The 24,351-nt window shown below is 40.4% G+C and carries 21 protein-coding genes, 9 tRNA genes and 1 pseudogene; 6 read left to right on the top strand and 25 right to left on the bottom strand.

Going from position 1 to position 24,351, the window contains the following annotated elements:
* The first annotated feature begins 324 nt into the window (after positions 1-324).
* Both N8O80_RS06130 and N8O80_RS06135 read left to right on the top strand, forming a co-directional pair.
* The gene (locus N8O80_RS06130; protein WP_261027240.1) at positions 325-906 is read left to right on the top strand and encodes a xanthine phosphoribosyltransferase; all 582 of its coding nucleotides are present in this window, start codon (positions 325-327) and stop codon (positions 904-906) included.
* Positions 906-2,168 carry a nucleobase:cation symporter-2 family protein gene (locus tag N8O80_RS06135; protein WP_261027241.1) on the top strand — a complete coding sequence of 421 codons (1,263 nt, stop codon included), beginning with the start codon at positions 906-908 and terminating at the stop codon, positions 2,166-2,168. The genes N8O80_RS06130 and N8O80_RS06135 overlap by 1 nt, the downstream gene beginning before the upstream one ends.
* 32 nt (positions 2,169-2,200) lie before the next feature.
* Here the strand turns inward: N8O80_RS06135 and N8O80_RS06140 are convergent, their stop codons facing one another.
* The 3 genes from N8O80_RS06140 to N8O80_RS06150 all read right to left on the bottom strand — a co-directional run bounded on the left by N8O80_RS06140 (position 2,201) and on the right by N8O80_RS06150 (position 5,353).
* Positions 2,201-2,605: a PaaI family thioesterase gene (locus N8O80_RS06140; protein WP_261027245.1), complete on the bottom strand. Its 405-nt coding sequence runs from the start codon at positions 2,603-2,605 to the stop codon at positions 2,201-2,203.
* Between the two features lie 69 nt (positions 2,606-2,674).
* Positions 2,675-4,156, bottom strand: a complete 1,482-nt coding sequence (locus N8O80_RS06145) for a UDP-glucose--hexose-1-phosphate uridylyltransferase (protein ID WP_261027246.1) — start codon at positions 4,154-4,156, stop codon at positions 2,675-2,677.
* 18 nt (positions 4,157-4,174) lie between these two features.
* Entirely contained in the window at positions 4,175-5,353 is a 1,179-nt protein-coding gene (locus N8O80_RS06150; protein ID WP_261027248.1) for a galactokinase, read from the bottom strand.
* A gap of 269 nt (positions 5,354-5,622) precedes the next feature.
* Between N8O80_RS06150 and galR the strand changes: the two genes are divergently transcribed.
* Positions 5,623-6,624: a DNA-binding transcriptional regulator GalR gene (galR, locus tag N8O80_RS06155; RefSeq protein WP_261027250.1), complete on the top strand. Its 1,002-nt coding sequence runs from the start codon at positions 5,623-5,625 to the stop codon at positions 6,622-6,624.
* A gap of 68 nt (positions 6,625-6,692) precedes the next feature.
* On the opposite strand, the gene N8O80_RS06160 is transcribed toward galR, so the two are convergent.
* From N8O80_RS06160 to N8O80_RS06170, 3 genes are all read right to left on the bottom strand, one after another.
* The gene (locus N8O80_RS06160) at positions 6,693-7,730 is read right to left on the bottom strand and encodes a zinc-binding dehydrogenase (RefSeq protein WP_261027251.1); all 1,038 of its coding nucleotides are present in this window, start codon (positions 7,728-7,730) and stop codon (positions 6,693-6,695) included.
* The gene (gene nmlR / locus N8O80_RS06165) at positions 7,731-8,084 is read right to left on the bottom strand and encodes a stress response transcriptional regulator NmlR (RefSeq protein WP_001022624.1); all 354 of its coding nucleotides are present in this window, start codon (positions 8,082-8,084) and stop codon (positions 7,731-7,733) included.
* A gap of 333 nt (positions 8,085-8,417) precedes the next feature.
* Complete coding sequence (locus N8O80_RS06170; RefSeq protein ID WP_261027254.1) at positions 8,418-9,308, bottom strand: cation diffusion facilitator family transporter; 891 nt, start codon at positions 9,306-9,308, stop codon at positions 8,418-8,420.
* A 132-nt stretch (positions 9,309-9,440) separates the two neighbouring features.
* On the opposite strand from N8O80_RS06170, the gene N8O80_RS06175 reads away from it, so the two are divergent.
* A complete protein-coding gene (locus tag N8O80_RS06175; protein WP_261027255.1) occupies positions 9,441-9,977 on the top strand; it encodes a TetR/AcrR family transcriptional regulator in 537 nt (178 codons plus the stop codon).
* Positions 9,978-10,114: 137 nt separating this feature from the next.
* On the opposite strand, the gene N8O80_RS06180 is transcribed toward N8O80_RS06175, so the two are convergent.
* From N8O80_RS06180 to N8O80_RS06225, 10 genes and pseudogenes are all read right to left on the bottom strand, one after another.
* Complete coding sequence (locus N8O80_RS06180; protein ID WP_261027256.1) at positions 10,115-11,635, bottom strand: ABC transporter permease/substrate-binding protein; 1,521 nt, start codon at positions 11,633-11,635, stop codon at positions 10,115-10,117.
* A complete protein-coding gene (locus N8O80_RS06185) occupies positions 11,628-12,356 on the bottom strand; it encodes an ATP-binding cassette domain-containing protein (protein WP_247947593.1) in 729 nt (242 codons plus the stop codon). The genes N8O80_RS06180 and N8O80_RS06185 overlap by 8 nt, the downstream gene beginning before the upstream one ends.
* A 14-nt stretch (positions 12,357-12,370) precedes the next feature.
* Positions 12,371-12,568 (bottom strand): annotated as a pseudogene (locus N8O80_RS06190) (nuclear transport factor 2 family protein); the annotation flags it as partial.
* Between the two features lie 28 nt (positions 12,569-12,596).
* Positions 12,597-13,040 carry a MarR family winged helix-turn-helix transcriptional regulator gene (locus tag N8O80_RS06195; protein WP_023946036.1) on the bottom strand — a complete coding sequence of 148 codons (444 nt, stop codon included), beginning with the start codon at positions 13,038-13,040 and terminating at the stop codon, positions 12,597-12,599.
* A 145-nt stretch (positions 13,041-13,185) separates the two neighbouring features.
* Positions 13,186-14,379, bottom strand: coding sequence for an O-antigen ligase family protein (locus tag N8O80_RS06200; protein ID WP_064275733.1), 1,194 nt, complete (start codon positions 14,377-14,379; stop codon positions 13,186-13,188).
* A gap of 137 nt (positions 14,380-14,516) precedes the next feature.
* Positions 14,517-15,959, bottom strand: a complete 1,443-nt coding sequence (gtfA, locus tag N8O80_RS06205) for a sucrose phosphorylase (RefSeq protein WP_001122355.1) — start codon at positions 15,957-15,959, stop codon at positions 14,517-14,519.
* A gap of 319 nt (positions 15,960-16,278) precedes the next feature.
* Positions 16,279-17,112 carry a carbohydrate ABC transporter permease gene (locus N8O80_RS06210; RefSeq protein WP_000711264.1) on the bottom strand — a complete coding sequence of 278 codons (834 nt, stop codon included), beginning with the start codon at positions 17,110-17,112 and terminating at the stop codon, positions 16,279-16,281.
* A 16-nt stretch (positions 17,113-17,128) separates the two neighbouring features.
* Positions 17,129-18,001 carry a carbohydrate ABC transporter permease gene (locus N8O80_RS06215; protein ID WP_001007715.1) on the bottom strand — a complete coding sequence of 291 codons (873 nt, stop codon included), beginning with the start codon at positions 17,999-18,001 and terminating at the stop codon, positions 17,129-17,131.
* Between the two features lie 18 nt (positions 18,002-18,019).
* Positions 18,020-19,270 (bottom strand): extracellular solute-binding protein, encoded by a 1,251-nt coding sequence (locus N8O80_RS06220; RefSeq protein WP_000872420.1) that lies wholly within the window; start codon positions 19,268-19,270, stop codon positions 18,020-18,022.
* A 34-nt stretch (positions 19,271-19,304) separates the two neighbouring features.
* The gene (locus N8O80_RS06225) at positions 19,305-21,467 is read right to left on the bottom strand and encodes an alpha-galactosidase (protein ID WP_261027259.1); all 2,163 of its coding nucleotides are present in this window, start codon (positions 21,465-21,467) and stop codon (positions 19,305-19,307) included.
* A 107-nt stretch (positions 21,468-21,574) separates the two neighbouring features.
* On the opposite strand from N8O80_RS06225, the gene N8O80_RS06230 reads away from it, so the two are divergent.
* Both N8O80_RS06230 and birA read left to right on the top strand, forming a co-directional pair.
* Positions 21,575-22,435, top strand: coding sequence for an AraC family transcriptional regulator (locus N8O80_RS06230; RefSeq protein WP_125393385.1), 861 nt, complete (start codon positions 21,575-21,577; stop codon positions 22,433-22,435).
* Entirely contained in the window at positions 22,432-23,367 is a 936-nt protein-coding gene (birA, locus tag N8O80_RS06235; protein ID WP_261027261.1) for a bifunctional biotin--[acetyl-CoA-carboxylase] ligase/biotin operon repressor BirA, read from the top strand. The genes N8O80_RS06230 and birA overlap by 4 nt, the downstream gene beginning before the upstream one ends.
* A 187-nt stretch (positions 23,368-23,554) precedes the next feature.
* On the opposite strand, the gene N8O80_RS06240 is transcribed toward birA, so the two are convergent.
* The 9 genes from N8O80_RS06240 to N8O80_RS06280 all read right to left on the bottom strand — a co-directional run bounded on the left by N8O80_RS06240 (position 23,555) and on the right by N8O80_RS06280 (position 24,349).
* Positions 23,555-23,642 (bottom strand) — tRNA-Ser (locus N8O80_RS06240).
* A gap of 6 nt (positions 23,643-23,648) precedes the next feature.
* Positions 23,649-23,722, bottom strand: a tRNA-Ile gene (locus N8O80_RS06245).
* 34 nt (positions 23,723-23,756) lie between these two features.
* Positions 23,757-23,827, bottom strand: a tRNA-Gly gene (locus N8O80_RS06250).
* A gap of 20 nt (positions 23,828-23,847) precedes the next feature.
* Positions 23,848-23,920: transfer RNA gene (locus tag N8O80_RS06255), tRNA-Phe, on the bottom strand.
* 3 nt (positions 23,921-23,923) lie between these two features.
* Positions 23,924-23,997, bottom strand: a tRNA-Met gene (locus tag N8O80_RS06260).
* Between the two features lie 10 nt (positions 23,998-24,007).
* Positions 24,008-24,097: transfer RNA gene (locus tag N8O80_RS06265), tRNA-Ser, on the bottom strand.
* A gap of 12 nt (positions 24,098-24,109) precedes the next feature.
* A tRNA-Ile gene (locus N8O80_RS06270) sits at positions 24,110-24,183 on the bottom strand.
* 13 nt (positions 24,184-24,196) lie between these two features.
* Positions 24,197-24,270 (bottom strand) — tRNA-Met (locus N8O80_RS06275).
* A gap of 5 nt (positions 24,271-24,275) precedes the next feature.
* Positions 24,276-24,349, bottom strand: a tRNA-Pro gene (locus N8O80_RS06280).
* Positions 24,350-24,351: the final 2 nt, after the last annotated feature.

The raw sequence follows: 24,351 nt of genomic DNA on the forward strand, positions 1-24,351 counted from the left end.
TGGTCTTTTTTGCCATGCCTATTTTGGGGACTTACTTAGAGATTAAGTAGGTCCTTTTTGAATATTTTTAATATTTCCCTTAAGTAGTGCGGACGGGAGCAACTTCCTTCGGAATTTCATCCCTAATTTTTGAGCCAAAAGTCTCAAAAATTCCGTCATAGACAATAACAAACTTATTGTCTATGATACCACTACAACGGGAAATATTTGATAAGACTCGCTTCGCTCGTACTAGTTTTATCAAATATATAGTACTAGCAAACTGGATCACCATAGAAACATTTAACCAACAAGTAAACTGGCTTTTAGACTTTAGGAGGTCTTATGAAATTATTAGAAGAGCGCATCCTCAAGGATGGGCATATCTTGGGTGACAACATCCTCAAGGTGGATTCCTTTTTAACCCACCAAGTTGACTTTAGCTTGATGCGAGAGATTGGTAAGGTTTTTGCGGAAAAATTTGCTTCTGCTGGTATTACCAAAGTCGTGACCATTGAAGCGTCAGGTATTGCCCCAGCCATTTTTACAGCGGAAGCCTTAGACGTTCCCATGATTTTCGCTAAAAAAGCTAAAAACATCACTATGAACGAAGGTATCTTAACTGCCGAAGTTTACTCCTTTACCAAGCAAGTGACCAGTACCGTTTCTATCGCTGGAAAATTCCTCTCACCAGAGGACAAGGTCTTGATTATCGACGATTTCCTTGCTAATGGACAAGCTGCTAAAGGCTTGATTCAAATCATCGAACAAGCCGGTGCCAAAGTCGAAGCCATCGGTATCGTGATTGAAAAATCCTTCCAAGATGGCCGTGATTTGCTTGAAAAAGCAGGCTACCCAGTCCTATCACTTGCTCGCTTGGATCGTTTTGAAAATGGTCAAGTTATTTTTAAGGAGGCAGATCTCTAATGCAAACTCAAGAAAAACATTCGCAAGCAGCCATTCTTGGCTTGCAGCACTTACTAGCCATGTACTCAGGATCTATCCTTGTTCCCATCATGATTGCGACTGCCCTTGGCTATTCAGCTGAGCAGTTGACTTACCTGATTTCTACTGATATCTTCATGTGTGGGGTGGCAACCTTCCTCCAACTCCAACTTAACAAATACTTTGGTATTGGACTACCAGTCGTTCTCGGCGTTGCCTTCCAGTCGGTCGCTCCTTTGATTATGATTGGGCAAAGCCATGGTAGTGGTGCTATGTTTGGTGCTCTTATCGCATCAGGGATTTACGTTGTTCTTGTTTCAGGCATCTTCTCAAAAGTGGCCAATCTCTTCCCATCTATCGTAACAGGTTCTGTTATTACAACAATTGGTTTAACCTTGATTCCTGTCGCTATTGGAAATATGGGAAATAACGTTCCAGAGCCAACTGGTCAAAGTCTCTTGCTTGCCGCTATTACTGTTCTGATTATCCTCTTGATTAACATCTTTACCAAAGGATTTATCAAGTCTATCTCCATTTTGATTGGTCTAGTTGTTGGAACAGCCATTGCTGCTAGCATGGGTTTGGTGGACTTCTCTCCTGTTACGGCAGCACCACTTGTCCATGTCCCAACTCCACTCTACTTTGGGATGCCAACCTTTGAAATCTCATCTATTGTCATGATGTGTATCATCGCAACAGTGTCTATGGTTGAGTCTACTGGTGTTTATCTAGCCTTGTCTGATATCACAAAAGATCCAATCGACAGCACGCGCCTGCGTAACGGTTACCGTGCAGAAGGTTTAGCCGTACTTCTCGGAGGAATCTTTAACACCTTCCCTTACACCGGATTTTCACAAAACGTTGGTTTGGTTAAATTGTCAGGTATTAAGACTCGCCTGCCAATCTACTACGCAGCTGGTTTCCTGGTTCTCCTTGGACTGCTTCCTAAGTTTGGTGCCCTTGCCCAAATCATTCCAAGCCCTGTCCTCGGCGGTGCCATGCTGGTGATGTTTGGTTTTGTATCTATTCAAGGGATGCAAATCCTCGCTCGTGTTGACTTTGCTAACAATGAACATAACTTCCTTATCGCAGCTGTATCAATCGCTGCAGGTGTCGGACTCAACAACAGTAATCTCTTTGTCAGCATTCCGACAGCCTTCCAAATGTTCTTCTCAAACGGAATCGTCGTCGCCAGCCTACTTGCCATTGTCCTCAACGCCGTATTAAATCATAAAAAGAAATAAGAAAAAGAGGTGTGAGCCTCTTTTTTGTTTATCTATATCCTTACCTGTCTTTCTTCTGACCGTTGGCCTGTGACAAACATGGTAAAGGTTGCCTTGCAGACATTTCTGCCTTCTTGATTGATAATATCGACATCTACTACACAGGTTGTGCGACCTTGATGGACACATTCTCCTTTAATGGTCAGCACATCGTCGAGTTTTCCTGCCTTGAGGTAATTGATAGAGGACTGGAGTGTTACTCCGTCTAGTCCTAGCGAAATGACTACCAAACCACTAATCTGGTCGCAAAGGGTAAAGAGATAGCCACCATGGGCATTGCCATAGTAGTTGAGCGACGAGTCCACTACTTTAGTCGTCACCACAACGTGACCATCTCTCATTTGTTCAATTTCGTAATTTTCAAAGGCAGATATAGCGTCAAAATGAAAATCTTTCATCGTTTCCTCCTGATATTTCAAACGTCACTATGATACTACTTTTTATAGGACTGTGAAAGGAGAAAGCTCCTAGTCTGGCAAAATTCCAACCTGCTCCACAAAGCGCATAAAGGCTGCCTGTCCTTGTTCTGTCTGCTTGTAGACTCCTGCATCCTCAAGTACACGCACAAAGATAGCACCAACAGAGTCCTTGACGATTTCAAGGGCTTTTTCTTTATCTGTTATGTCTGGATATTGGGCTCTAAGTTGGTCTGCCCATTCCTGATGATAGTCGGCAACTGTCTCCTCTTCTCCCACGAGGTAGCTGGCAACTTGCTCCACTTCTGCCTTCAAACGAGGTGGCAAAATAGCCAAGCCCATGACCTCAATCAAGCCGATATTTTCCTTCTTGATATGTTGGACATCCTTGTGGGGATGATAGATGCCATCAGGATGCTCTGACGATGTCTGATTGTCTCGCAAGACCAAGTCCAACTCAAACTGGCCATCACGCTTACGTGCAATTGGGGTGATGGTATGATGCGGTGTCTCGTCTGTCTCTGCCAAAATCTGCACTGCAGAATCTGAATACTGGCGCCATTCCTGTAAAATCTTATCAGCCAAATTGATCAAATCTTCTTTGGAATCTGAAGTCAAACGCAACACTGACATTGGCCACTTGACAATCCCAGCCTTAACCTGCTCAAAACCAGCAAATTGAAAGGTCTTTTGCAAGGGAGCCAATTCCATAGGAAATACGTGACGGCCTCCCTGATAATGATCATGAGTTAGAATAGACCCCCCCACAATCGGCAAGTCGGCATTAGAGCCAGCAAAATAGCCCGGAAACTGCTCTACGATAGCCAGCAGACGCTCAAAGCTCTGACGACTAATGGCCATGGGACGATGCTGACCATCTAAAAAGATACAGTGCTCATTAAAATAAGCATAGGGCGAATACTGGAACCCCCACTCCTGACCCGCCATTTCAAAGCGGATAATTCGGTGATTGCTACGGGCTGGGTGGTTGACTCGACCATGGTAGCCCTCATTCTCTAGACAAAGCTGACACTGAGGATAATTGCTAGCTTGCACCAACTTGGCTGCCGCAATCTCTTTCGGATCTTTTTCAGGCTTAGAGAGATTGATGGTAATTTCAAGTTCACCGTAGTCAGACGGTACACGATAAGCAATATTTTTAGCAATAGCCTTGAGTTTGATGTAGTCATTTTTCTGACTGAGTTGGTAAAAATCCGCTATCGCTTGCTCAGGAGAGTGGGCATAGGTTGACCAGAAGTTACGATTGACCTGACTCGGACAAGGAGTCACCAAGTCCATTAGTTCAGCACCGAGGATTTCACGCGCAGTCTGACTATCTTCAATCGTCTCTAATCGAACGGCTTCCTCAACCAGCTGGTCCTTAAGGTCAATCAATTTATCCAGATTGGTCTCAACTTCCAAAACACTATCTCCCACTCGTGCCAAGACACGATTGGTCAGGTAGATTCGATCCATTTCCTCAAATGAACTTTCAGAAATAATATGTGTTACAAATTTATCTACTAAGGTCACTATAGAGCCTCCTTTTGACTAGTCAAGGACGCGAGTGCCACCTGCAACTTCAGCGATATAGAAGCTTGGAGCGTATCCAACTACTTCCTCGTAGTGTTTGCCAACAGCTTCCTTAAAGGCATCAACAGCATCTTTTTGCACCAAGGCAATGGCACATCCGCCAAAACCTGCCCCTGTCATACGAGCACCGAGAACACCTTCCTGAGCCCAAGCAGTATGAACGAGGGTATCCAATTCCAAACCAGTCACTTCATAGTCATGTTCTAGAGAAACGTGTGACGCATTCATCAAGCGACCAAATGTTTCCAAATCACCTGCTTGAAGGGCTGCTTGCGCTTTGAGGGTACGTTGGTTTTCAAGCACAGCATGGCGAGCACGTTTCAAACGATTTTCATCTTTAATCAGATAGCTATATTGGTCAAAGGCCCACTCATCCAATTCACCCAAGGTCTGAATATCTAAGGCTGCTTGCAATTCTTCCACTGCTTTTTCACATTCAGCACGGCGTTCATTGTATTTAGAGTCCGCCAATTCACGGCGTTTATTGGTATTCATAATAACAACGACATTATCCTTCAAATCAAGTGGCACCAAATCATACTCTAAGGTATTGGTATCAAGGTAAATAGCACGTTGATCAGCCCCCATACCAATAGCAAATTGGTCCATAATGCCAGAATTTACTCCGATAAAGTTATTTTCTGTTTGTTTTCCGATTTTAACCAAATCGAGACGCTCTAGTTTTAAATCAAAGAGATGCTCTGCCACGACCCCTGTCAATAGTTCCAAGGACGCTGATGAAGACAAGCCAGCACCATTTGGGATATTCCCATAAACATAAAAATCAAACCCTTTGTCAATCACATGTCCAGCTTCTTGCAAGAAATGAAGGACACCTTTTGGATAGTTGGTCCAGTTATGCTCTTTTTCAAACTTGAGGTCGGCGAGAGGCACTTCGATAATACCCTTGTCCTCAAAGTTAGCTGAGTAGAAACGCAAGACTTGGTCATCACGTTTACGAGCAGCCCCATAAGTTCCTAAGGAAATGGCTGCTGGAAATACATGTCCACCATTATAGTCTGTGTGCTCACCAATCAAATTGATACGACCTGGTGAAAAGAATGTTTGGTCTGCTTCTTGACCAAAAACAGCAAGAAAATCCTTGCGAAGGGCTTCAGCAGTAAGATGTTGTGTCATATGAATTCTCCTTTGACTGTCCGTTAAGTCACCTTATACTCAATGAAAATCAAAGAGCAAACTAGGAAACTAGCCGCAGGCTGTACTTGAGTACGGCAAGGCGACGTTGACGTGGTTTGAATTTGATTTTCGAAGAGTATTAACGTGTAATCGTTTTCTTCTATTGTATCCAAGGGATTTTCCAAGGTCAATCCTTTTTACTAAAATTTTACTAAACTATCGGTAAAAAGCAGAAAAATATGATATACTAATCTAATCAAGGAGGATTTATGGCTACCTTAAAAGACATTGCACAGCTAGCCTCTGTCTCTATCGCGACCGTATCCCGTGTCCTCAATCGCGACCAGAGTCTATCTGTTACAGAAGAAACCAGACACCGTATTTTAACTGTTGCTGAAGAGCTGGGCTACACCAAGCACCTCAAGACAGGCGAGTCCCACAAGCCCAAGCAAAAGATTGCCATTATCCAATGGGTCAGCGAACAAGGGGAGCTAGACGATCTCTACTACTACCAGATTCGCCTAGGCATAGAAAAAAGAGCCCAAGAACTGGACTATGATATTTTACGCTATTTTAATGACCATCCTTTTACACTGAGCGAGGAAGTCATCGGGATTCTCTGCATCGGAAAGTTTAGTCGAGCTCAGATCTCTGCCTTTGAAGAATACCAAAAGCCTCTTGTCTTTCTAGACAGTGATACACTTTCCATGGGACATACCTGCATTATTACGGACTTTTACACTGCCATGAAACAGGTTGTCGATTATTTCCTCAGTCAAGGGATGGACCGTATCGGGATTCTAACAGGGCTTGAGGAAACAACAGACCAAGAAGAAATCATTGAGGATAAGCGGCTGGAAAATTTCAGAAACTACAGTCAAACAAAAGGAATCTATCATGATGAACTGGTCTTTCAAGGAAGCTTTACTGCCCAGTCTGGCTATGACTTAATGAAGGAGGCTATTCAGAACTTAGGAGACCAACTCCCACCAGCCTTTTTCGCAGCTAGCGATAGTTTAGCCATCGGTGCCCTCCGTGCGCTCCAAGAAGCTGGAATCAGCCTACCAGAACGCGTCAGCCTCATTTCCTTTAACGACACTAGTCTGACCAAGCAAGTCTATCCTCCCCTCTCCAGCATCACCGTCTATACCGAAGAAATGGGCAGAGCAGGCATGGATATTCTTAACAAGGAAGTACTCCACGGTCGCAAAATCCCTAGCTTGACCATGCTGGGAACCAGACTGACTCTGAGAGAAAGTACTCTGCCATAACTCAACTAATATAATAAAGTCAAAAATCCTAATAGAGATTCTCAAATTTCCATTAGGATTTTCTTTTTTTAATCCATCACAATCATTGATTTAATGGTCTTACGTTCATCCATGTCTTTGTAGGCTTGGTCGATATCTTCTAGTTTATAACTTGAAGTAAAGACGCGACCTGGATTGATATCCCCATCAAGGACGGCTTTTAGTAAAAATTGCTTATCGTAGGTTGTGACAGAAGCTGGACCACCTGCTACAGAAATATTTTGCATAAATGTCGAACCAAGAGCACGATTCTGATAGTGTGGGACTCCTACAAATCCCATACGCCCTCCATTATGAAGAACACCTAGCGCCTGTTCTACAGCAGCCTCCGTACCAACACATTCAAGTGCTGCGTCTGCTCCGCCACCGAGAATTTCACGCACCTTGGCAATACCTTCTTGACCTCGCTCAGCTACAATAGCTGTCGCCCCCGACTCCAGAGCCATCTTTTGACGCTCTTCATGACGACTCATAAGGATAATTTGCGATGCACCACGCATCTTCGCCGCGATGACAGCACATTGACCTACAGCACCATCACCAATGACCACAACCTTATCCCCTTTTTGAACATTAGCAACACGCGCCGCATGATAGCCTGTCGGCATGACATCAGCAAGAGTCAAGAGGGACTTTAGCATACCTTCTGTGTAGTCAGACGGTTGCCCAGGTATTTTGACAAGTGCCCAATTGGCATAGTGGAAACGGATATATTCAGCTTGGAAATTCCCTCCTAGATTATTTCCAATATGATTGTCACAAGAACCATCAAATCCTGCACGACAGGCATCACACTGACCACATCCATGTGTAAAAGGGACGATGACAAAATCACCTGGCTTCACCGTCGTAATGGCTTCCCCAGTTTCTTCGACAATCCCAATCGCTTCGTGTCCACTATTTTTGTGTCCAGCTTTCGTTTCTGGATTACGGTACCTCCACAGATCCGATCCGCAAACGCACGCGCGAACTACACGAATAATAACATCATCTGCGTCTATAATTTGCGGACGTTCAATTGTAGCAAGTCCAACCTGACCCGCCTTTGTATATACTGCTGATTTCATTTAAATTTTTCCTTCCTTGTAAAGTTTAATTTTGAGATTTAAGCGATTTAAAGCCACCTGTAACTGAGACAAGCGCTCCTCTAATTTTTTCTTTTCCTCTTCTAAAATACCAAGCCTTTTCTCTCGCGTTTCATCCCCCTTTTGGTAGAGAGACATATAGTCAACTAAACTATCTACAGAGACACCTGCCGAACGAAAACACTTAATAAATTCCAGAGCTTCAATATCATGATCTTGAAAATCACGAATTCCAGTTGCAGTTCGAGTAATCGGTGGCACAAGACCAACCCGTTCATAGTACCGAATCGTATCCGCTGAAATTCCCAACAAGTCACTAGCAGATTTAATATTCATACACTAACCTCCTCTCATTCACTGAATTTAAGCTATTCTAACTCACTTATCTTATTATATAATTTTGAGTTGACTCCAAGTCAAGCATTTTGCGTCTAATCGAAAAATTTTTTATCATTATCAGTTCTCTTATTAGCATACCTTTTCATCAATCAAAGAAAGAGGTTGGGGAAAGCGTCTTTCAAATATGATACCAAAGAAACTGGAAAAAAAGTCTTTAAAAGCAAAAAGCGCATAGTATCAGACATTGAAAACCCTTGATACTATACGTTTTTTTGTATGAAGATTTACTTCATTTTCTCTTGAAATTGAGTTTTGTCTCAGCCGCTTTTTCTAGTGTTGATGCCCATGGGATTGCCCTAAGGCTGTTACCTTTCGCTTATGTTGCGCATGATTGCTTTGACTGGTGTCCACTTCGATAGTAATATTCTGCACACCTCTTTCTTCTAAGAGCTGACGTACTTGATTCTTTGTTTCCGTCATCTCCTCCCAATCCTCTAAACAGATATGGATAATAGCATTATTTTCTAGACCATCCATGGACCAAATGCTAAGTTGATTGACACTTTTGACATTGGTCAGAGCCTCCAAATCCTTCTCCAAATCACCTGTCTCTAGTCCTTCTGGCACAGCATCCAGGAAAATCTTGAGTGCGCTCCAAAATCGAGGAATAGCTTTTGTTAGAATGAAGATGGAAATGACAAGCGATAAGAGCGGATCTAGGATATACCAATCCGTAAATCGAAGAATAATGGCCATCAAGATAACAGCCACCCAACCCAAGGTATCTTCCAGAAAATGCAGACTCAGAATAGACTCATTCTTTGTCTTTCCCTTACTAACCACTAGACTCGCTAACACATTAATAGTAATCGCAATAATCCCTAACCAGAGAATCCCCTCGTCATTGACTGGTTGCGGATTTAAAATCTTCGTAACATTTTCCAAAATGACTAGAACAGATCCTGTCATGAGTATTATCGCTGTTACCAAGGCTCCTAGCAGACTAAACCGCTTATAACCCAAGGAGTACTGATTATCTTCTTCACGATTAGAGATGGTTTCTAGAAAAGCTGATATTCCAATTGCAATCGCATCTCCCAAGTCATGCACAGAGTCAGCAAGAACAGCGCTCGAACCAAATACTCCACCTGCAATAAACTCGACAATGGCATAAGTCAAATTTAAGAAAAAAGCTAACCAAATAGCATATTTTGCCTTCATATTTCTCATTCCTTTGTTATAATAGATTCATGAACATCTTGTTCATTATCATTATCCACTAAAACTCAAAGAAAGGATAGAAGCAAAGCGTCAGCTTTATTCAGTTCTGAACAATTTGCCTCAAATGTCCATATGACTAAGATTGACCGCCGTATCAGTAAAACAAAAAAAGCTATCTATCAAGCTTTTCTACAACTTTTGAATGCTAAGGGCTACGAGGCTACTACTGTTCAGGATATCATTGATCTCGCAGATGTGGGACGTTCTACCTTTTACTGTCACTATGAGAGCAAGGAGCTACTTCTGGATGAGCTCTGTCGCTACCTCTTCCATCACCTCTTTGAAAGAGAACGATCCGTTTCTACCGAGGATTATCTCGCCCACCTCTTTCTGCATTTTCAGAAAAACCAAGACCATATCACTAGTCTGCTATTTTCCAAAAATGACTACTTCCTCCGTCAACTCCATAAAGAGCTAGAACACCATGTCTATCCCATGTTGGCTGATGAGTTAAAAGAAGCCCACACTAATCTGCCTACTTCTTACCTCCAACACTTGGTCGTGTCCAACTTTATCGAGACATTGACCTGGTGGCTCAAAAAAGGACAAGACTTTACATACCAGGAAGTTGTCCAGTTTTATCTAGACCTTCTCATTCCTAAAAATTGAATACAGAGTAGAGCTCAGTTGCCTTATTTCTAGGCTACTGAGTTTTCATCTTTTCAACAATCAAAAAAGCCCAGACAACATTGTCTGAGCAGTTTTCTATATGGTCGTTTAACAAAGTTGAGTTTGACATTTTCAAACTATTTCTTCAACAAACCTTGTTCTTGTAGAAACTCCTTGGCTACTTGCTCTGCTGACTTGCCTTCAACACCGACTTGGTAGTTGAGCTGGCTCATCTGGCTTTCAGTAATTTTACCAGCCAGTTTATTGAGAACTGTTTCCAACTCTGGATGTTTCTTGAGAAGAGCTTCTTTCATCAGTGGAGCTCCTTGATAAGGTGGGAAGAGTTGCTTGTCATCTTCCAAGACTTGCAAATCATAACGCGCCAATTCCGCATCAGTCGAATAGGCGTCCGTGATTTGAATATCACCTGACTGAATAGCCTGATAGCGAAGGGCTGGTTCCATGGTAGCTACATTGAGATTGAGACCATACATTGATTGCAAGCCCTTATTTCCATCTTCACGGTCATTAAACTCAAGTGTAAAACCTGCTTTCAACTGCCCTTCAACTTTTCTCAAGTCCGAAATGGTCTTCAAGCCATATTCTTGAGCAATCTTTTTTGGAACGGCTACAGCGTAGGTATTTTGATAAGACATAGGTTTGAGATAGGCTAGATGATCCTGTTTGGCAATGCCATCACGCGCTACCTGATAAACCTGCTCTGGCTCATGACCTACTTTAGGTGATGGCTGAAGTAAACTTTCAGTCACCGTTCCTGTAAATTCTGGATAGATGTCAATATCGCCTTTTTTCAGAGCTTCATAAAGGAAGCTTGTTTTCCCAAAATTCGGTTTAACAGTCACAGTCATACTGGTATTTTCCTCAATGAGGAGTTTATACATATTGGCCAAAATTTCTGGTTCTGGACCCAATTTTCCAGCAATAACCAAGTTTTCTTTCTCTTTTTGAGCTAAGAGAGCTGGACTATAAGACAGACCGAGTAATATTGTCACCAAGGCAAAACCTGAAAAAATCGTCCGCAATTTTGCTTTTTCCATCACTTTTAGCAGGAAGTTAAAGGCAATGGCAAGCACTGCAGAAGAAAGGGCCCCAATCAAAATCAGACTGGCATTATTACGGTCAATTCCCAAAAGGATAAAGGAACCCAGTCCCCCTGCACCAATCAAGGCAGCCAAGGTGGCCGTACCGATAATCAAGACCGCTGCCGTCCGAATCCCAGACATCATAACAGGCATAGCAAGTGGAATTTCAAACTTCTTGAGTCGCTCCCACCTAGTCATCCCAAAGGCAATCCCAGCCTCTTGCAGGTTCGGATCAATTCCTTTCAGCCCAGTGATGGTATTTTGTAAAATCGGGAAGATCGCATAAATCACTAGAGCTGTCAAAGCAGGCAAGGTTCCAATTCCCATCAAGGGAATAAAGAGCCCTAACAAGGCCAGTGACGGAATAGTCTGGAAAATCCCTGCAATCTGCAAAACCCAATCCGCCAACTTCTCATGATAGCGAAGATAAACAGCCAAAGGAATCGCGATAAAAATAGCTAGTAACAGGGTCAATAGTGACAACTGCAAATGTTGAGATAGAGCTGTCAACCAATCACTAAAACGATCCTGAAAAGTTGCAATTAAATTAGTCATGAACACTACCTCCAAACAAATCTGCTACAAATTCTGTGGCAGGTGCTTTTAAAATTGTCTCAGGATTCGCTACCTGGCGAATCTCTCCATCCTGCAAGACAGCAATACGGTCCGCCAACTTCAAGGCCTCATCCGTATCATGGGTCACAAAAATCGTTGTCATCCCAAACTCTTTATGCAATTCTTTAGTCAGAACCTGCAACTGTTTTCTCGAAATAGCATCCAAGGCTGAAAAGGGTTCATCCATGAGGAGAATCTTAGGCTGACCAATCATAGCACGAACAATACCGACCCGTTGCTGTTCCCCACCAGATAATTCACTCGGAAGTCGATGCCCATACTCAGCTACTGGCAAGCCAACCTTAGCCAAAAGCTCTTCTGTTTTCTGAGCAATATCTTCCTTGCTCCACCCCTTCATCTCAGGAATCAGGGCGATATTTTCCGCAACCGTTAGATTCGGAAACAGAGCAATGGCCTGTAAAACATAACCAGTAGAAAGGCGAAGTTCACGCTCATCATAGTCTTTGATGCGCTTGCCATCCATATAAATATTTCCATCAGTTGGTTCCAAGAGACGGTTAATCATCTTGATCATGGTCGTCTTACCTGAGCCAGATGGACCAACTAAAACCATAAATTCCCCATTCTCAATCCGTAAATTTACATCTCTTAAGACATCTTTTTCTGTGTAGCGTAGCGCTACATTCTTGTATTCAATCATTCTGTATCCTCAATTTAAAACTTTCCTCTATTGGTCAAGTCTTCTACCTTAGGCATGACTTCCTTATTGTCCCAATGTTCCACAATTTTCCCGTTTTCTAGATGGAAGATATGGTACTGGGCATAAGCAACTCCATCAATCTGAGTCTGACCATAGCTAACCACATAGTTTCCTTGTCCTAAGAGTTGGAAAACAAATTCAAAAGTGGCATTTGCTTATAAACAGCTAATTTGCTATATTCTAAACCTCATTTTCCTCCTCTTTCAGATTAGCCAAAATTCTTTCTCGAAAACCTTCAAATTGGCGAATTTCTTCCTCGGTGAATCCTTTGTAAAAGATCGTATCCAATTTCTGACTGACACGATGCCCCACTTCTTTCTGAGACTGCCCCAACTCTGTTAAAACCAAATACTTCTTACGCTTATCTTCTCCACATGGACTAATAGCTACAAGATTTTGTTCCTCTAGTTTTTTAATCATCGTCGTCAGTGTATTGTTAGCAAGCCCAGTTGCCAGAGCAATATCTGTCGCAGTTGCGCAGCCAGTTTCACTATTCCATAAAACCGCTAAAATCTTCCCCTGTTCACTCCGATAAAGAGCTTCAGGATCTTGGCTCAGTAACTTTTGAAAAATTCTCCCATTCAACAAACGAATATGATGGGCTAGCAAATGACTATCTTTCATGACACCTCCAATTTATTTCGATATCGAAACGAATGAAATAATTGTAACACCTGTCATTCCATCTGTCAACTATTTCGATTTAGAAATAATTTTTCCCAGTAAAAAAACCTCCTACCCAAGGTAGAAGATTTCAATCTTATAAAACTTAATCCGTCATGTCCGATACCAACGTTCGATGCTCCAATGGAATACTGCACATAACTAGCAAGAAAATGAAGCCTGACTGGATCCAGAAGAGAGCCAAGTCAAAGATTCCGTGCACAGCAACCACTGTAAGGAAAGAGAGATAAAGGCCGATAATCGGACGTTTCCCCGACTCCTGACTCATATCCATCATCAAGCGAACAGGAGCCACAGAAGACAAAACTAGTAAAATAGTCCCTACAATTCCGTAACTCAGAATCGTATCAATATAAAGACTGTGAGCATGTTCATGATAAGGAGCATTTATCCGAGGATACGAGTGCATGTAGGTCAATGGCCCTTCACCCCAAAAAGGATTTTGCTTAAACAAGGCCATCCCAGCATCCCAGATAGAAATGCGTTCTTCCATAGAAGAGTCTAAAGTCCCCATCCGAACTCCCAAATCACTAGAAAAGAGGAAGCTCAAGCCAATCGCAAAGACCCCAATACTAAGCCAAAAGGCCTTCCAGTTTTTAATGGTCGTAAAGAGATAGATAATGGCACCAGCGATAATAGCAGGAAAGGCAGTTCGATTTTGCGTAAAGTTCAAACCAAAGAGATTCACAAAGCCTGCAATCACACAGAATACTTTCAACCAATTCAACTTGGTCGTTGTAAACAGATAGAAGGCAATCATGATACAGAAACAACAAATAATTCCATAATAATTAGGATTAAAGAAGGTCACTTCTGCACGATTCTGATGCCACACCTGCATGTTAGGTGAAAGAAAAGCATAGTTGAATTTCTTCACAATTTGGAAATGTTCTAAACTCGCAAAAGCAGCTGACAAAACGCTACCAAACAAGACGAGCTGCAAAATCAATCGAAAGAATTTATGTGATAAAATCGACTGATAATGCAAAAAGAAAACAGTAAATAGAAAAATTCCTACTGAGGCCACAACTCCCATCCAATTTTGTGCAAAAACGGATATAACAGTACTATAGCCAAGAAAAAGAAGTAGCATCGGATGCTCCCCCATTTTCTGAAGAATACTTTTCATGTCTCCTGTGAAAATTAAACTGATAATATATAAACAGAATACAACTACAAAAAGATAAAAGGGTAAAAAGATACTCAGGATAATTCCCAATAAAATCAGCTCTTTACTAGACAACCCTTTCAGCTTTTCAATAAAGCCTATTGATTTCAAAATGAATCCTTTCTCTCCAAATCAGTTGATTCAGATAATAGTAAGCTACCCTTTATTGTACCACTTTTTTAGCAATTTGAAAACAAAGGAAACGTTTTCTAAAATAAAAACCCTATTTTATCAACCATATCAAGTCTTCAAAATGTTACTTCAATTCCGTTCTCAATTACTCGATAAGTCTGATTTTGCAAATCAATTTCTGCTACTGCTGTTACGGACTTATCTTTATTTTGACGTTTGATTACAATGCTGTGGGCTGTTGGTGTTTCAACGTCAATAGTTCCTTCTAAATCAAATGCTACTGATCGATTACGGAAAGAAAATAGATTGAGAAGGGCCTTCACTACAGGACGTTGGACTTCTTCTGCTATTTCCTCATTGCTATAGTAATGACGATTAATATTTCGACCTACTTTAGTTTCTTCTAATAATTTCAAATCATTCTTGCCTGCTAATAGACCTACATAGTAAACTTGAGGAATACCTGGAGCAAATGCTTGAATTAATCGTGCAAGGAAATACTTGACATCATCATCTCCAAGCGCAGAATAATAGGTTGAATTGATTTGGTAGATATCTAAATTATTATACTCGGCACTGGAGTACTTACGTTTGACATTAGCTCCAACCTTATAGAGTTCATTTGAAGCATAGTCAATCTCCTCATCTGTCAAGATATCCTTGACATCCACCACTCCAATCCCATCATGGGTGTCTAGCGTCGTAAATTGCTTCATTGGGCTCATCTTTAACCACTTAGCCAAACGCTCTGTTCTGGAACTGTAAAGAGTATAAAGTGTCACCATTGGAAGAGCAAAATCATAAACATAGTAATCATGGTCTGCTATTTTAAACTGAATCGAATAATGTTCATGAATCTCAGGTAAGAGCTCTGTCCCATACTCAGCAGCGATATCTCGAACTTTGTCCAATAAATCCCAAATATCTGGTTCTACAAAGAAATCATTAGTATCCAATTTCTTCACTGCATAAGCAAAGGCGTCTAGACGAATCAAATCACACCCATTACTTGCCAAGTGCTGAATGGTCTTACGGATAAATTCCATAGTTACTTCTTTGGTCACATCAAGATCAATCTGCTCCTCACCAAAGGTATTCCACAAATGTTCGACTGACCCATCTTCAAAAACAATCTCTTGCTTTGGTGCACGATCCTTACGCTTGTAAATTAAATCTACATCAGACTGTGTCGGACGGTTTTCTGGCCAAAACTTATCCCAGTTTAAAAAGAGATCTTTAAATTCACTGGCTTCATGTTTTTCTTGATAGTCCTTATAATACTTAGATTGACGAGAAATATGATTAATCATAAAGTCAAACATAAGATAATATTTCTCACCTAAACGCTTAACATCCTCCCAATCACCAAAAGCTGAATCCACTTCGTCGTAGTCAACTGGCGCAAATCCACGATCACCTGTTGATGGGAAAAATGGTAGAAGGTGAACTCCCCCAATAGCATCTCCAAAATACTCTTCCAAATTCTCATATAAGTCTTTAAGATTATTTCCCAGACTATCTGAATAGGTAATCAACATGGTTTTATTCTGAATTGGCATCATTACTCTCCTTTTTCTAATTGAAGCCAAGTCTTATATGACTTGGCTTCGTAAATCAAGTTCATGTTATACTCTTCGAAAATCTCTTCAAATCACGTCAGCTTTATCTGCAACCTCAAAGCTGTGCTTTGAGCAACCTGCGGCTAGCTTCCTAGTTTGCTCTTTGATTTTCATTGAGTATTAAATCTCTGTTTATCATCAAACTCGTACTAATATAGACTGTGATAAACTAAGTACTACTTTCTTGTTTTCTACATAGAATTATCAACAAGCTGAACCCTTCCTCTGTGTCAAAGACTATAGATTCTATGAGTTCTTCTTACTTCACTGCTCCGTTGCTCATGCCTGAAATAATATGTTTTTGGAAGATGAGGTAGACGACAGTAATTGTTACAATTCCTACAATATAGGATGCAAAACTTGGCCCATAGTCATTAAAATACTGACCTTGGTAGTTGTACTGGAAGAGAGGCAAAGTCCACAGCTTGGAATCCTTATTCAAAATTAACAATGGCAACATAAAGTCATTCCAGAACCATAATGCATTGATAATCAAGGTTGTAGCATGCATGGGCTTCAGCATTGGAAAAATAATCCGACGGTAAGTTGTAAATCGATCAGCCCCATCAATTTCTGCAGCTTCATCTAAACTATCTGGTACACTGATTTTAATATAACCAACATACAAGAAGAGAGTCTGTGGAATTGCATAAGTTAGATAAAGTAGTACCAACCCCCACATATTTGCCAGGCCGAGTTTGCTCATCATAACTGTGATAGGAATCATAATCACCTGAAATGGAACAAATATCCCTAAAATCAATAGTGAATACATAATTGCAAAGGCTTTTTTCTTGGACATATTTCGAGCAATGGAATAGGCTGCAGCTGGTATAAAGAAGGCTACTACAATCAATGATAACACCGTAATAACAGCTGAATTCCAGAAATAGCCTCCAATCCCATCCGAAACCAATCGTTCATAATTGCTTAATGTAAAAGGATTGGGCAAACCAAAGAAATGATTCATGATATCCTTGGTTGTCTTGAAGGAACTAAAAACCGTTACCAACAAAGGAACAAGTATGAGAATACCACCTACTATCAAGAGAACATACTTCCAAAACTGATTCAATTTTTCTTCTTTTTTCATGTGTAAGACTCCCCTATTAGATTTCAAATTTCTTTGATAGTTTGATTTGGATAAGAGAAACAATTCCAATAATTAAGAATAAAATCAAGGCAATTGCATTCGCATATCCATATTGATTACTCTTGAAGGCATAGTTATAGACTAAAAGACCAAGAGACGTTGTAGCATTATTAGGACCACCACTCGTCAAAGCAAAAATTTGGTCAAAGGCAGTCAAACCGGACTTAAGAGCTAGGATAAAAACCATAGAAATCGTTGGCAACAAATATGGTAATTCAATCTTCCAAAAAGTTTGTTTGCTTGTTGCACCATCAATTGATGCCGCCTCCAAAATATCAGATGGAATACTCTGAAGACCAGCAAGAAAGAGAATAATTGGCATTGCTACTCCTTGCCATAGAAGAACAAAAATAGTTGCTACTACCGCACCGATCGGTGTTCCTAATAGACTTTCTTGTAAAAAACTAATCCCTAAAATTTTTCCAATCGTTGGAAGACCATAGTTGAAGAATTGTTTAAAAATCAAGGAAACTGTCAAACCAGACAAAACCGCCGGGAAAAAGAACCATGCTCTAAAGAAGGTCTGCCCTTTCATCTTAGAATTTAAGGCTCGAGCGACAACCATCCCAATTGTAATCTCTCCAATAATCAATGCCAGGGTTAAAATCAAAGTAAAAGCAATGGCTGTGAAGAATTTCCCATCAATCATCAGCAATTTATAGTTATTCAGACCAACAAATTTATAATTATAGGTCAATCCAGTCCAGTTAGTCAAACTATAGAAAGCACCTTGTACCATCGGAAAGTAAAAGAAGATAGCTTGTAATGCAAGCGGGATGAGCAAAAAAGTCCAACCCCAGTATTTATTTAAAATTTTTCGAATAGCCATATCATCTTAACTCCTATTCTAGTCCAAATCTGCCTTCATTGGATTAAAGAAAGCATTGAGATTGTTTGCCATATTTTTCAGATTTTTATCCATCAAGTAACCTGCACTTAGATTGAAAAAATCTTCTTCAGAATTCCAGTGTTGGCCCAACCAAACATAATGTTTATCCGTAAATGCTAGTTTAGAAATCTCTGCAAGTGCTGAATCTTCTTTTTCCTGTATACCTTTCACAGCAACTGGTGAACCATCTACATCATAATATGCCTGCATAGCTTTTGGACTAGTCATATAGCTGATAAATTCTTCGGTTTCTTTAGGATGTTTGGTCGTAGCTGAAGTTGATAATGCCATGTCCCCTGCACCAACAGTGACTTCTTTTCCTACTTCTTCTCCTGGGAAGGCAAACATCCCCACATCAAATTTTGGATCCTGTTGATTAATTGCCGCTAATGCCCATGATCCTTGTGGCATCATAAAAGCTTTTTCATTCGAGAATGCTACCACCGCATCATTATAAGAGGCACCACGCCATCCATCTTGAGCATTGTCTGCCAACAAATCTAGTCGTTCTGCATCTGCTTTTAAAATAGCATCATCTACAGAAATAGCATTTGGTTTTGAAAAGCGAAGATAGTTATTAGCTGCGTCTCCACTGCCTGTAATGGTAATGAGAGAAAGTTGGTGATAACCGTTTAATGTCCATCCTTCATTGCCTGCAACTGCAAACGGAGAATTCCCACTATCTTTTATCTTTTTAACAATCTCTTGAAACTCTTTAAAAGTCTTCGGTTCCTCAAGTCCTAATTCTTTAAACTTTGTTTTATTGTAATAGATTCCATAAAGGTTAGCAGTTAAAGGCACACTATAAATCTTGTTATTGATTGCATACTTTTCTGCATAGTCATTCTTAATATTCTCAAGATAAGATTTCCCTGTCATATCTGCAAAGTAACCTGCTTTTGCCCACTCCTGAAAATCCATATTTTGAGGATAGATATTAACAATATCTGGAACATCTCCTGATAAAATCCGAGTCTTCAGAACAATACCAGCTGCCGGAACAGTCGTCAGTTTTACATCAATAGTAGGATGATCCTTTTCAAAATTATCTACAATTTTTTGCAAAGTATCCGCCATTTCGGTCTTCTGGTTAAAAAATTCAATCGTTACCTTTCCATCAGTCGATTGATTATTCTGACCACAAGCTGCTAGACCTAGTAAACTAGCCCCAGCGACTAAAAGAAAACCTGCTTTCTTATACCATTTCATTGGAAAGCCTCCTTTATAAATTTATACACCTTTATTATAGTCTTCTAAAAATATACTGTCTACTCAAAAAATCTCCTTGGGATAAGATAACAGTTAAGCCTGCATACATGAGTTCTGCACCTGAGTAAACTTCTCCATTTTCCTGTAATTCATACAGTCCCTCTTCATCCAAATCTTTTAACTTTAAAGTTGTTTCCATGGTCTCTACAACTGACAAAACGCGAACGTAGGTTACAATCGTTTGATTTTTGTAATTAAATTGTACAGCTGCTTCATTGGATGCAGACTCGGGATTGATTAACCTATACTGTTGTCCTAACTGAACTACTGGTCGTAATTCTTTATACAAGTTCACCTGATTAGCAATCTCAGCTTTCTCTTCATCTGATAAACTTGTCAAATCAAGCTCATATCCCAAATTTCCCATCATTGCTACATGACTACGTGTTTCTAATGGTGTCGTTCGCCCCATCTGATGATTCGGTACTGCTGACACATGAGCCCCCATAGAAATGGTTGGATAGAGATAAGATGAACCGTATTGAATTGGTAAACGTGCAATAGCATCAGTATTATCACTAGTCCAGACTTGTGGGAAATAGCGCATCATACCCAGATCATTTCGTCCACCACCACCAGAGCAGGACTCAAAGAGAATATGGCTGTGCTTCTCTGTCAGATAAGAAACGAGTTCGTAAAGCCCCAACATGTACTGATGAGATTGCATCTTTGTCTCTAGATAAGTAAAGCCATTTCCTAGGTTGGTCATATTACGATTCATATCCCATTTAATATAATCAATCTCATGATAAGATAGGAGTTGATCTAAGACATTTTTCAAGTATTCTACTACCTGAGGATTGGCAAGATTAAGTACTAATTGATTCCGAGAATAAGTATGCTCATAACCAGGAACCTGAATAGCCCAGTCAGGATGTTTACGATACAAATCACTATCTACAGAAATCATTTCAGGTTCTAACCAAAGTCCAAACTGCAAACCTCTTTCATGGATAGCTGAAATCAGACTTTCTAGGCTTCCACCCAGTTTTTTCTCATTAACAACCCAATCACCTAAAGCACGATTATCATCAAAACGATTGCCAAACCAACCATCATCTAATACAAAAAGTTCAATGCCAACTTTCTTAGCTTCATCAGCTAGCTCTAACAGTTTTTCTCTCTGAAAGTCAAAGTAAGTAGCTTCCCAGTTATTAATTAGAATTGGGCGTTCTTTTGTAGAAAATTTACTTGGCATAATGTGCTTCAGTACAAAATTCTGACTTTCATGACTAACACCAGTTAATCCCTTGTCTGAATAGGTCATTAAAGCTACCGGTGTTTCAAAGTATTCCTCAGGGTCTAACTTCCAAGAAAAGTTTTCCGGATTAATCCCAATAGCCAGCCGAACTTCATTCAATTGATTCTTTTGAACAAAAGCTTCAAAGTTTCCACTATACATTAGTTGAATAGCAAACACATTTCCAGCATCCTCTGTGACTCCTTGATCACATAAGAGAAGAGCTGGTGTTTGAGCATGCCCTGAAGCCCCACGGTTCGAACTAATCGAAAAAATTCCTTGTTCTACCTGTTGACGTCGAACAGTCTTTTCACGAGCATAAGCACCCTGCAGAGTTACTATTTCGTATGCTGCCGCTGGAAAATCAGCCACAAAAGAAAAGTCTTTATGGATGACAACTTCCTGATTACTATTATTTTCCAATTTACTGTAGCTAGCAATTGTCGAATCATTATTAAAAGCAGTATAATACAAATTCAGACTAAGTTGAGCCTTAGAATCTTCTAACATTAAGACAAGAGTCTCTGTATCGTCCATGCTATGTGGAGACGGTAAGCCCTGTGGACCATTCTGACCTTTTAAAATCTTTGCTTCTACAAATCGAAAGTCTGTTACTTCAGTTGCATCATGCTGAACCTGTAAAGTTGGTTTTCTAAAGTCACCCAAACCATGTTGTCCAAAAATTTGACGTTGAGTATCTAAACTAAAGGTTCGATTAGTAGCCATTGGATTTCCTGAAAAGGCATGGTCTCGTTCATAAACACTGTTGGAACCTTTATAGTTCTTAATAGTCTTTCCTAAATGTTTCAAAAGTAAGTAGCCATTTCGATTTTCAATAATCAAACTTAGATTTTTACTCTCAACATAAAATAGATTATGCTCTATCCTAACTCCCATTTACTTCACCTCATCACTTTATTGACTCTATTTTATCACCCGAAAACGCTTTCCAAAATAGAAAAATGTCTCAAGAATATGGTAAAATGTTAGGTAGGAGGTAGCACATGCTAGTTTTTTCAGAATACCAGACTGGAACAATTGACCTTTCCCTAAGCTTTTATGGATATGAGGAATGCACACCTAAATACTCTTTTGGTCCAGCAATTCGAGATACATACGTTCTGCATTACATTACCAAAGGACAAGGAACATTTCATTACAAGGGTAAAATTGTTGATTTAAAAGAGGGAGATTTCTTTCTATTAAAACCAGAGGAACTAACCTTTTATCAAGCAGATAGTAAAGAACCTTGGGCCTACTACTGGTTAGGAATCACTGGAGGGAAAGCTCCTGACTATTTTGCTCTTTCTCAAATTTCTGATCAATCCTATCTCATCCAATCTGAAACTTGTCATACCCAGACCACTGCAAAACTCATCTCAGACATTGTCCGCTTCGCTCAGATTACCAAATCAAATGAATTAGCTCAACTCCATATCATGGGACAACTCCATGAACTGATGTTTCATCTGGGAACTATTGCTCCCAATCAGAAGAAAAAGAATATTTCATCAACCTACCAACTCTATCTTGAATGCAAACGATTAATTGATAGCCACTATCCTCAATCACTTACAATTCAAGATTTAGCAAAAGAACTATCCGTTCACAGAAGCTACTTATCAAGCGTATTCAAAGAATTTAACACCTTATCTCCAAAAGAATACTTACTATACGTTCGAATGTATCGAGCTAAACAACTCCTCGAAAATACCCAAGAGTCAATCAAGGTAATTGCATACTCGGTAGGCTTTTCAGATCCACTACATTTTTCGAAAGCTTATAAACAATACTTTAATCAGACTCCAAGTCAAACAAGAAAAGAATATTCTCAACACCAACTAGTGAGAAAGGAAACACTATGAAATCCTACCAAGCCGTCTACAAAATTCTAGCTAAAGAAACCGACTATATCAGCGGAGAAAAGATTGCAGAAGAACTATCACTGACCCGAACATCAATTTGGAAAGCCATCAAGCGTTTAGAACAAGAAGGCATTGAAATTGATAGTATCAAAAACAAAGGCTATAAACTGGTGAATGGGGATCTTATTCTTCCAGAACTTCTAGAACAAAATCTTCCAATTAAAATCAGTTTTAAACCCGAAACAAGATCAACACAACTCGATGCAAAAGAAGCAATTGATTTAGGAAATGAAGCAAACACCCTCTATCTAGCTTCCTATCAAACAGCTGGCCGAGGCCGTTTTCAACGTTCTTTCTACTCACCCCAAGGTGGCATTTATATGACACTCCATCTCAAACCAAATCTTCCCTATGAGAAATTACCATCCTACACACTACTTGTAGCAGGAGCTATCTACAAAGCCATTAAGAACCTAACTTTAATAGATGTCGACATAAAATGGGTCAATGACATCTACCTCAAAAATCATAAAATTGGAGGAATCCTCACTGAGGCAACGACATCTGTAGAAACAGGCTTAGTCACAGATATCATTATTGGAGTAGGAATCAACTTTACTATTAAAGACTTCCCTCAAGAATTAAAAGAAAAAGCTGCTAGTTTATTCAAAGCTCCAGCACCTATTACCAGAAATGAATTAATCATAGAAATCTGGCGTTCTTTCTTCAAAACGCCAGCAGATGAGTTATTATACCTATATAAAAAACAGTCATTCGTTCTAGGAAAAGAAGTGACTTTCACACTAGATCAAAAAGACCACAAGGGACTGGCTAAAGATATCTCAGAAAATGGCAAACTTTTAGTTCAATGTGATAACGGAAAAGAAATCTGGCTCAATAGCGGAGAAATTTCACTCAAGAGTTGGAAGTAATAATAAACTAGCACAACCATAAAATCGACAATATATAAAGATTTTAGCTTTTCTGCAGCCCACTACAGTTGACAAAGAGCCCAAAAAAACTTCAGATAAGTAATCCAATTAAGTTTTACAAATCTGAAGTTTTTATTCTACTATTCTTAAAAATATAAAAAAAGAGGGTTATAAACCCTCATACAAACGGAGAATAAGGGATTCGAACCCTTGCGCCAGTTACCCGACCTAACGATTTAGCAAACCGTCCTCTTCAGCCTCTTGAGTAATTCTCCTATTAATGGGCACGAGTGGACTCGAACCACCGACCTCACGCTTATCAGGCGTGCGCTCTAACCACCTGAGCTACGCGCCCAAGTTAAAAAACTTGGTAATTGAACAAAGTTCAAAGCGGGTGACGAGAATCGAACTCGCGACAACAGCTTGGAAGGCTGTAGTTTTACCACTAAACTACACCCGCATACATACTATTAATAAAAATGGCGCGAGACGGAATCGAACCGCCGACACATGGAGCTTCAATCCATTGCTCTACCAACTGAGCTACCGAGCCTTATTGCGGGAGCAGGATTTGAACCTACGACCTTCGGGTTATGAGCCCGACGAGCTACCGAGCTGCTCCATCCCGCGTTAATACAAAAGGAGGATGTGGGATTCGAACCCACGCACGCTTTTACACGCCTGACGGTTTTCAAGACCGTTCCCTTCAGCCGGACTTGGGTAATCCTCCATATTATTTAAATGGACCTTGTAGGACTTGAACCTACGACCACTCGGTTATGAGCCGAGAGCTCTAACCAGCTGAGCTAAAGGTCCAACAAGATCAATATAGCGGCGAAGGGGATCGAACCCCCGACCTCCCGGGTATGAACCGGACGCTCTAGCCAGCTGAGCTACACCGCCATGTATCGGGAAGACAGGATTCGAACCTGCGACACCTTGGTCCCAAACCAAGTACTCTACCAAGCTGAGCTACTTCCCGAG

This window comes from Streptococcus mitis, from assembly GCF_946190155.1.
Lineage (GTDB): Bacteria > Bacillota > Bacilli > Lactobacillales > Streptococcaceae > Streptococcus > Streptococcus mitis_CL.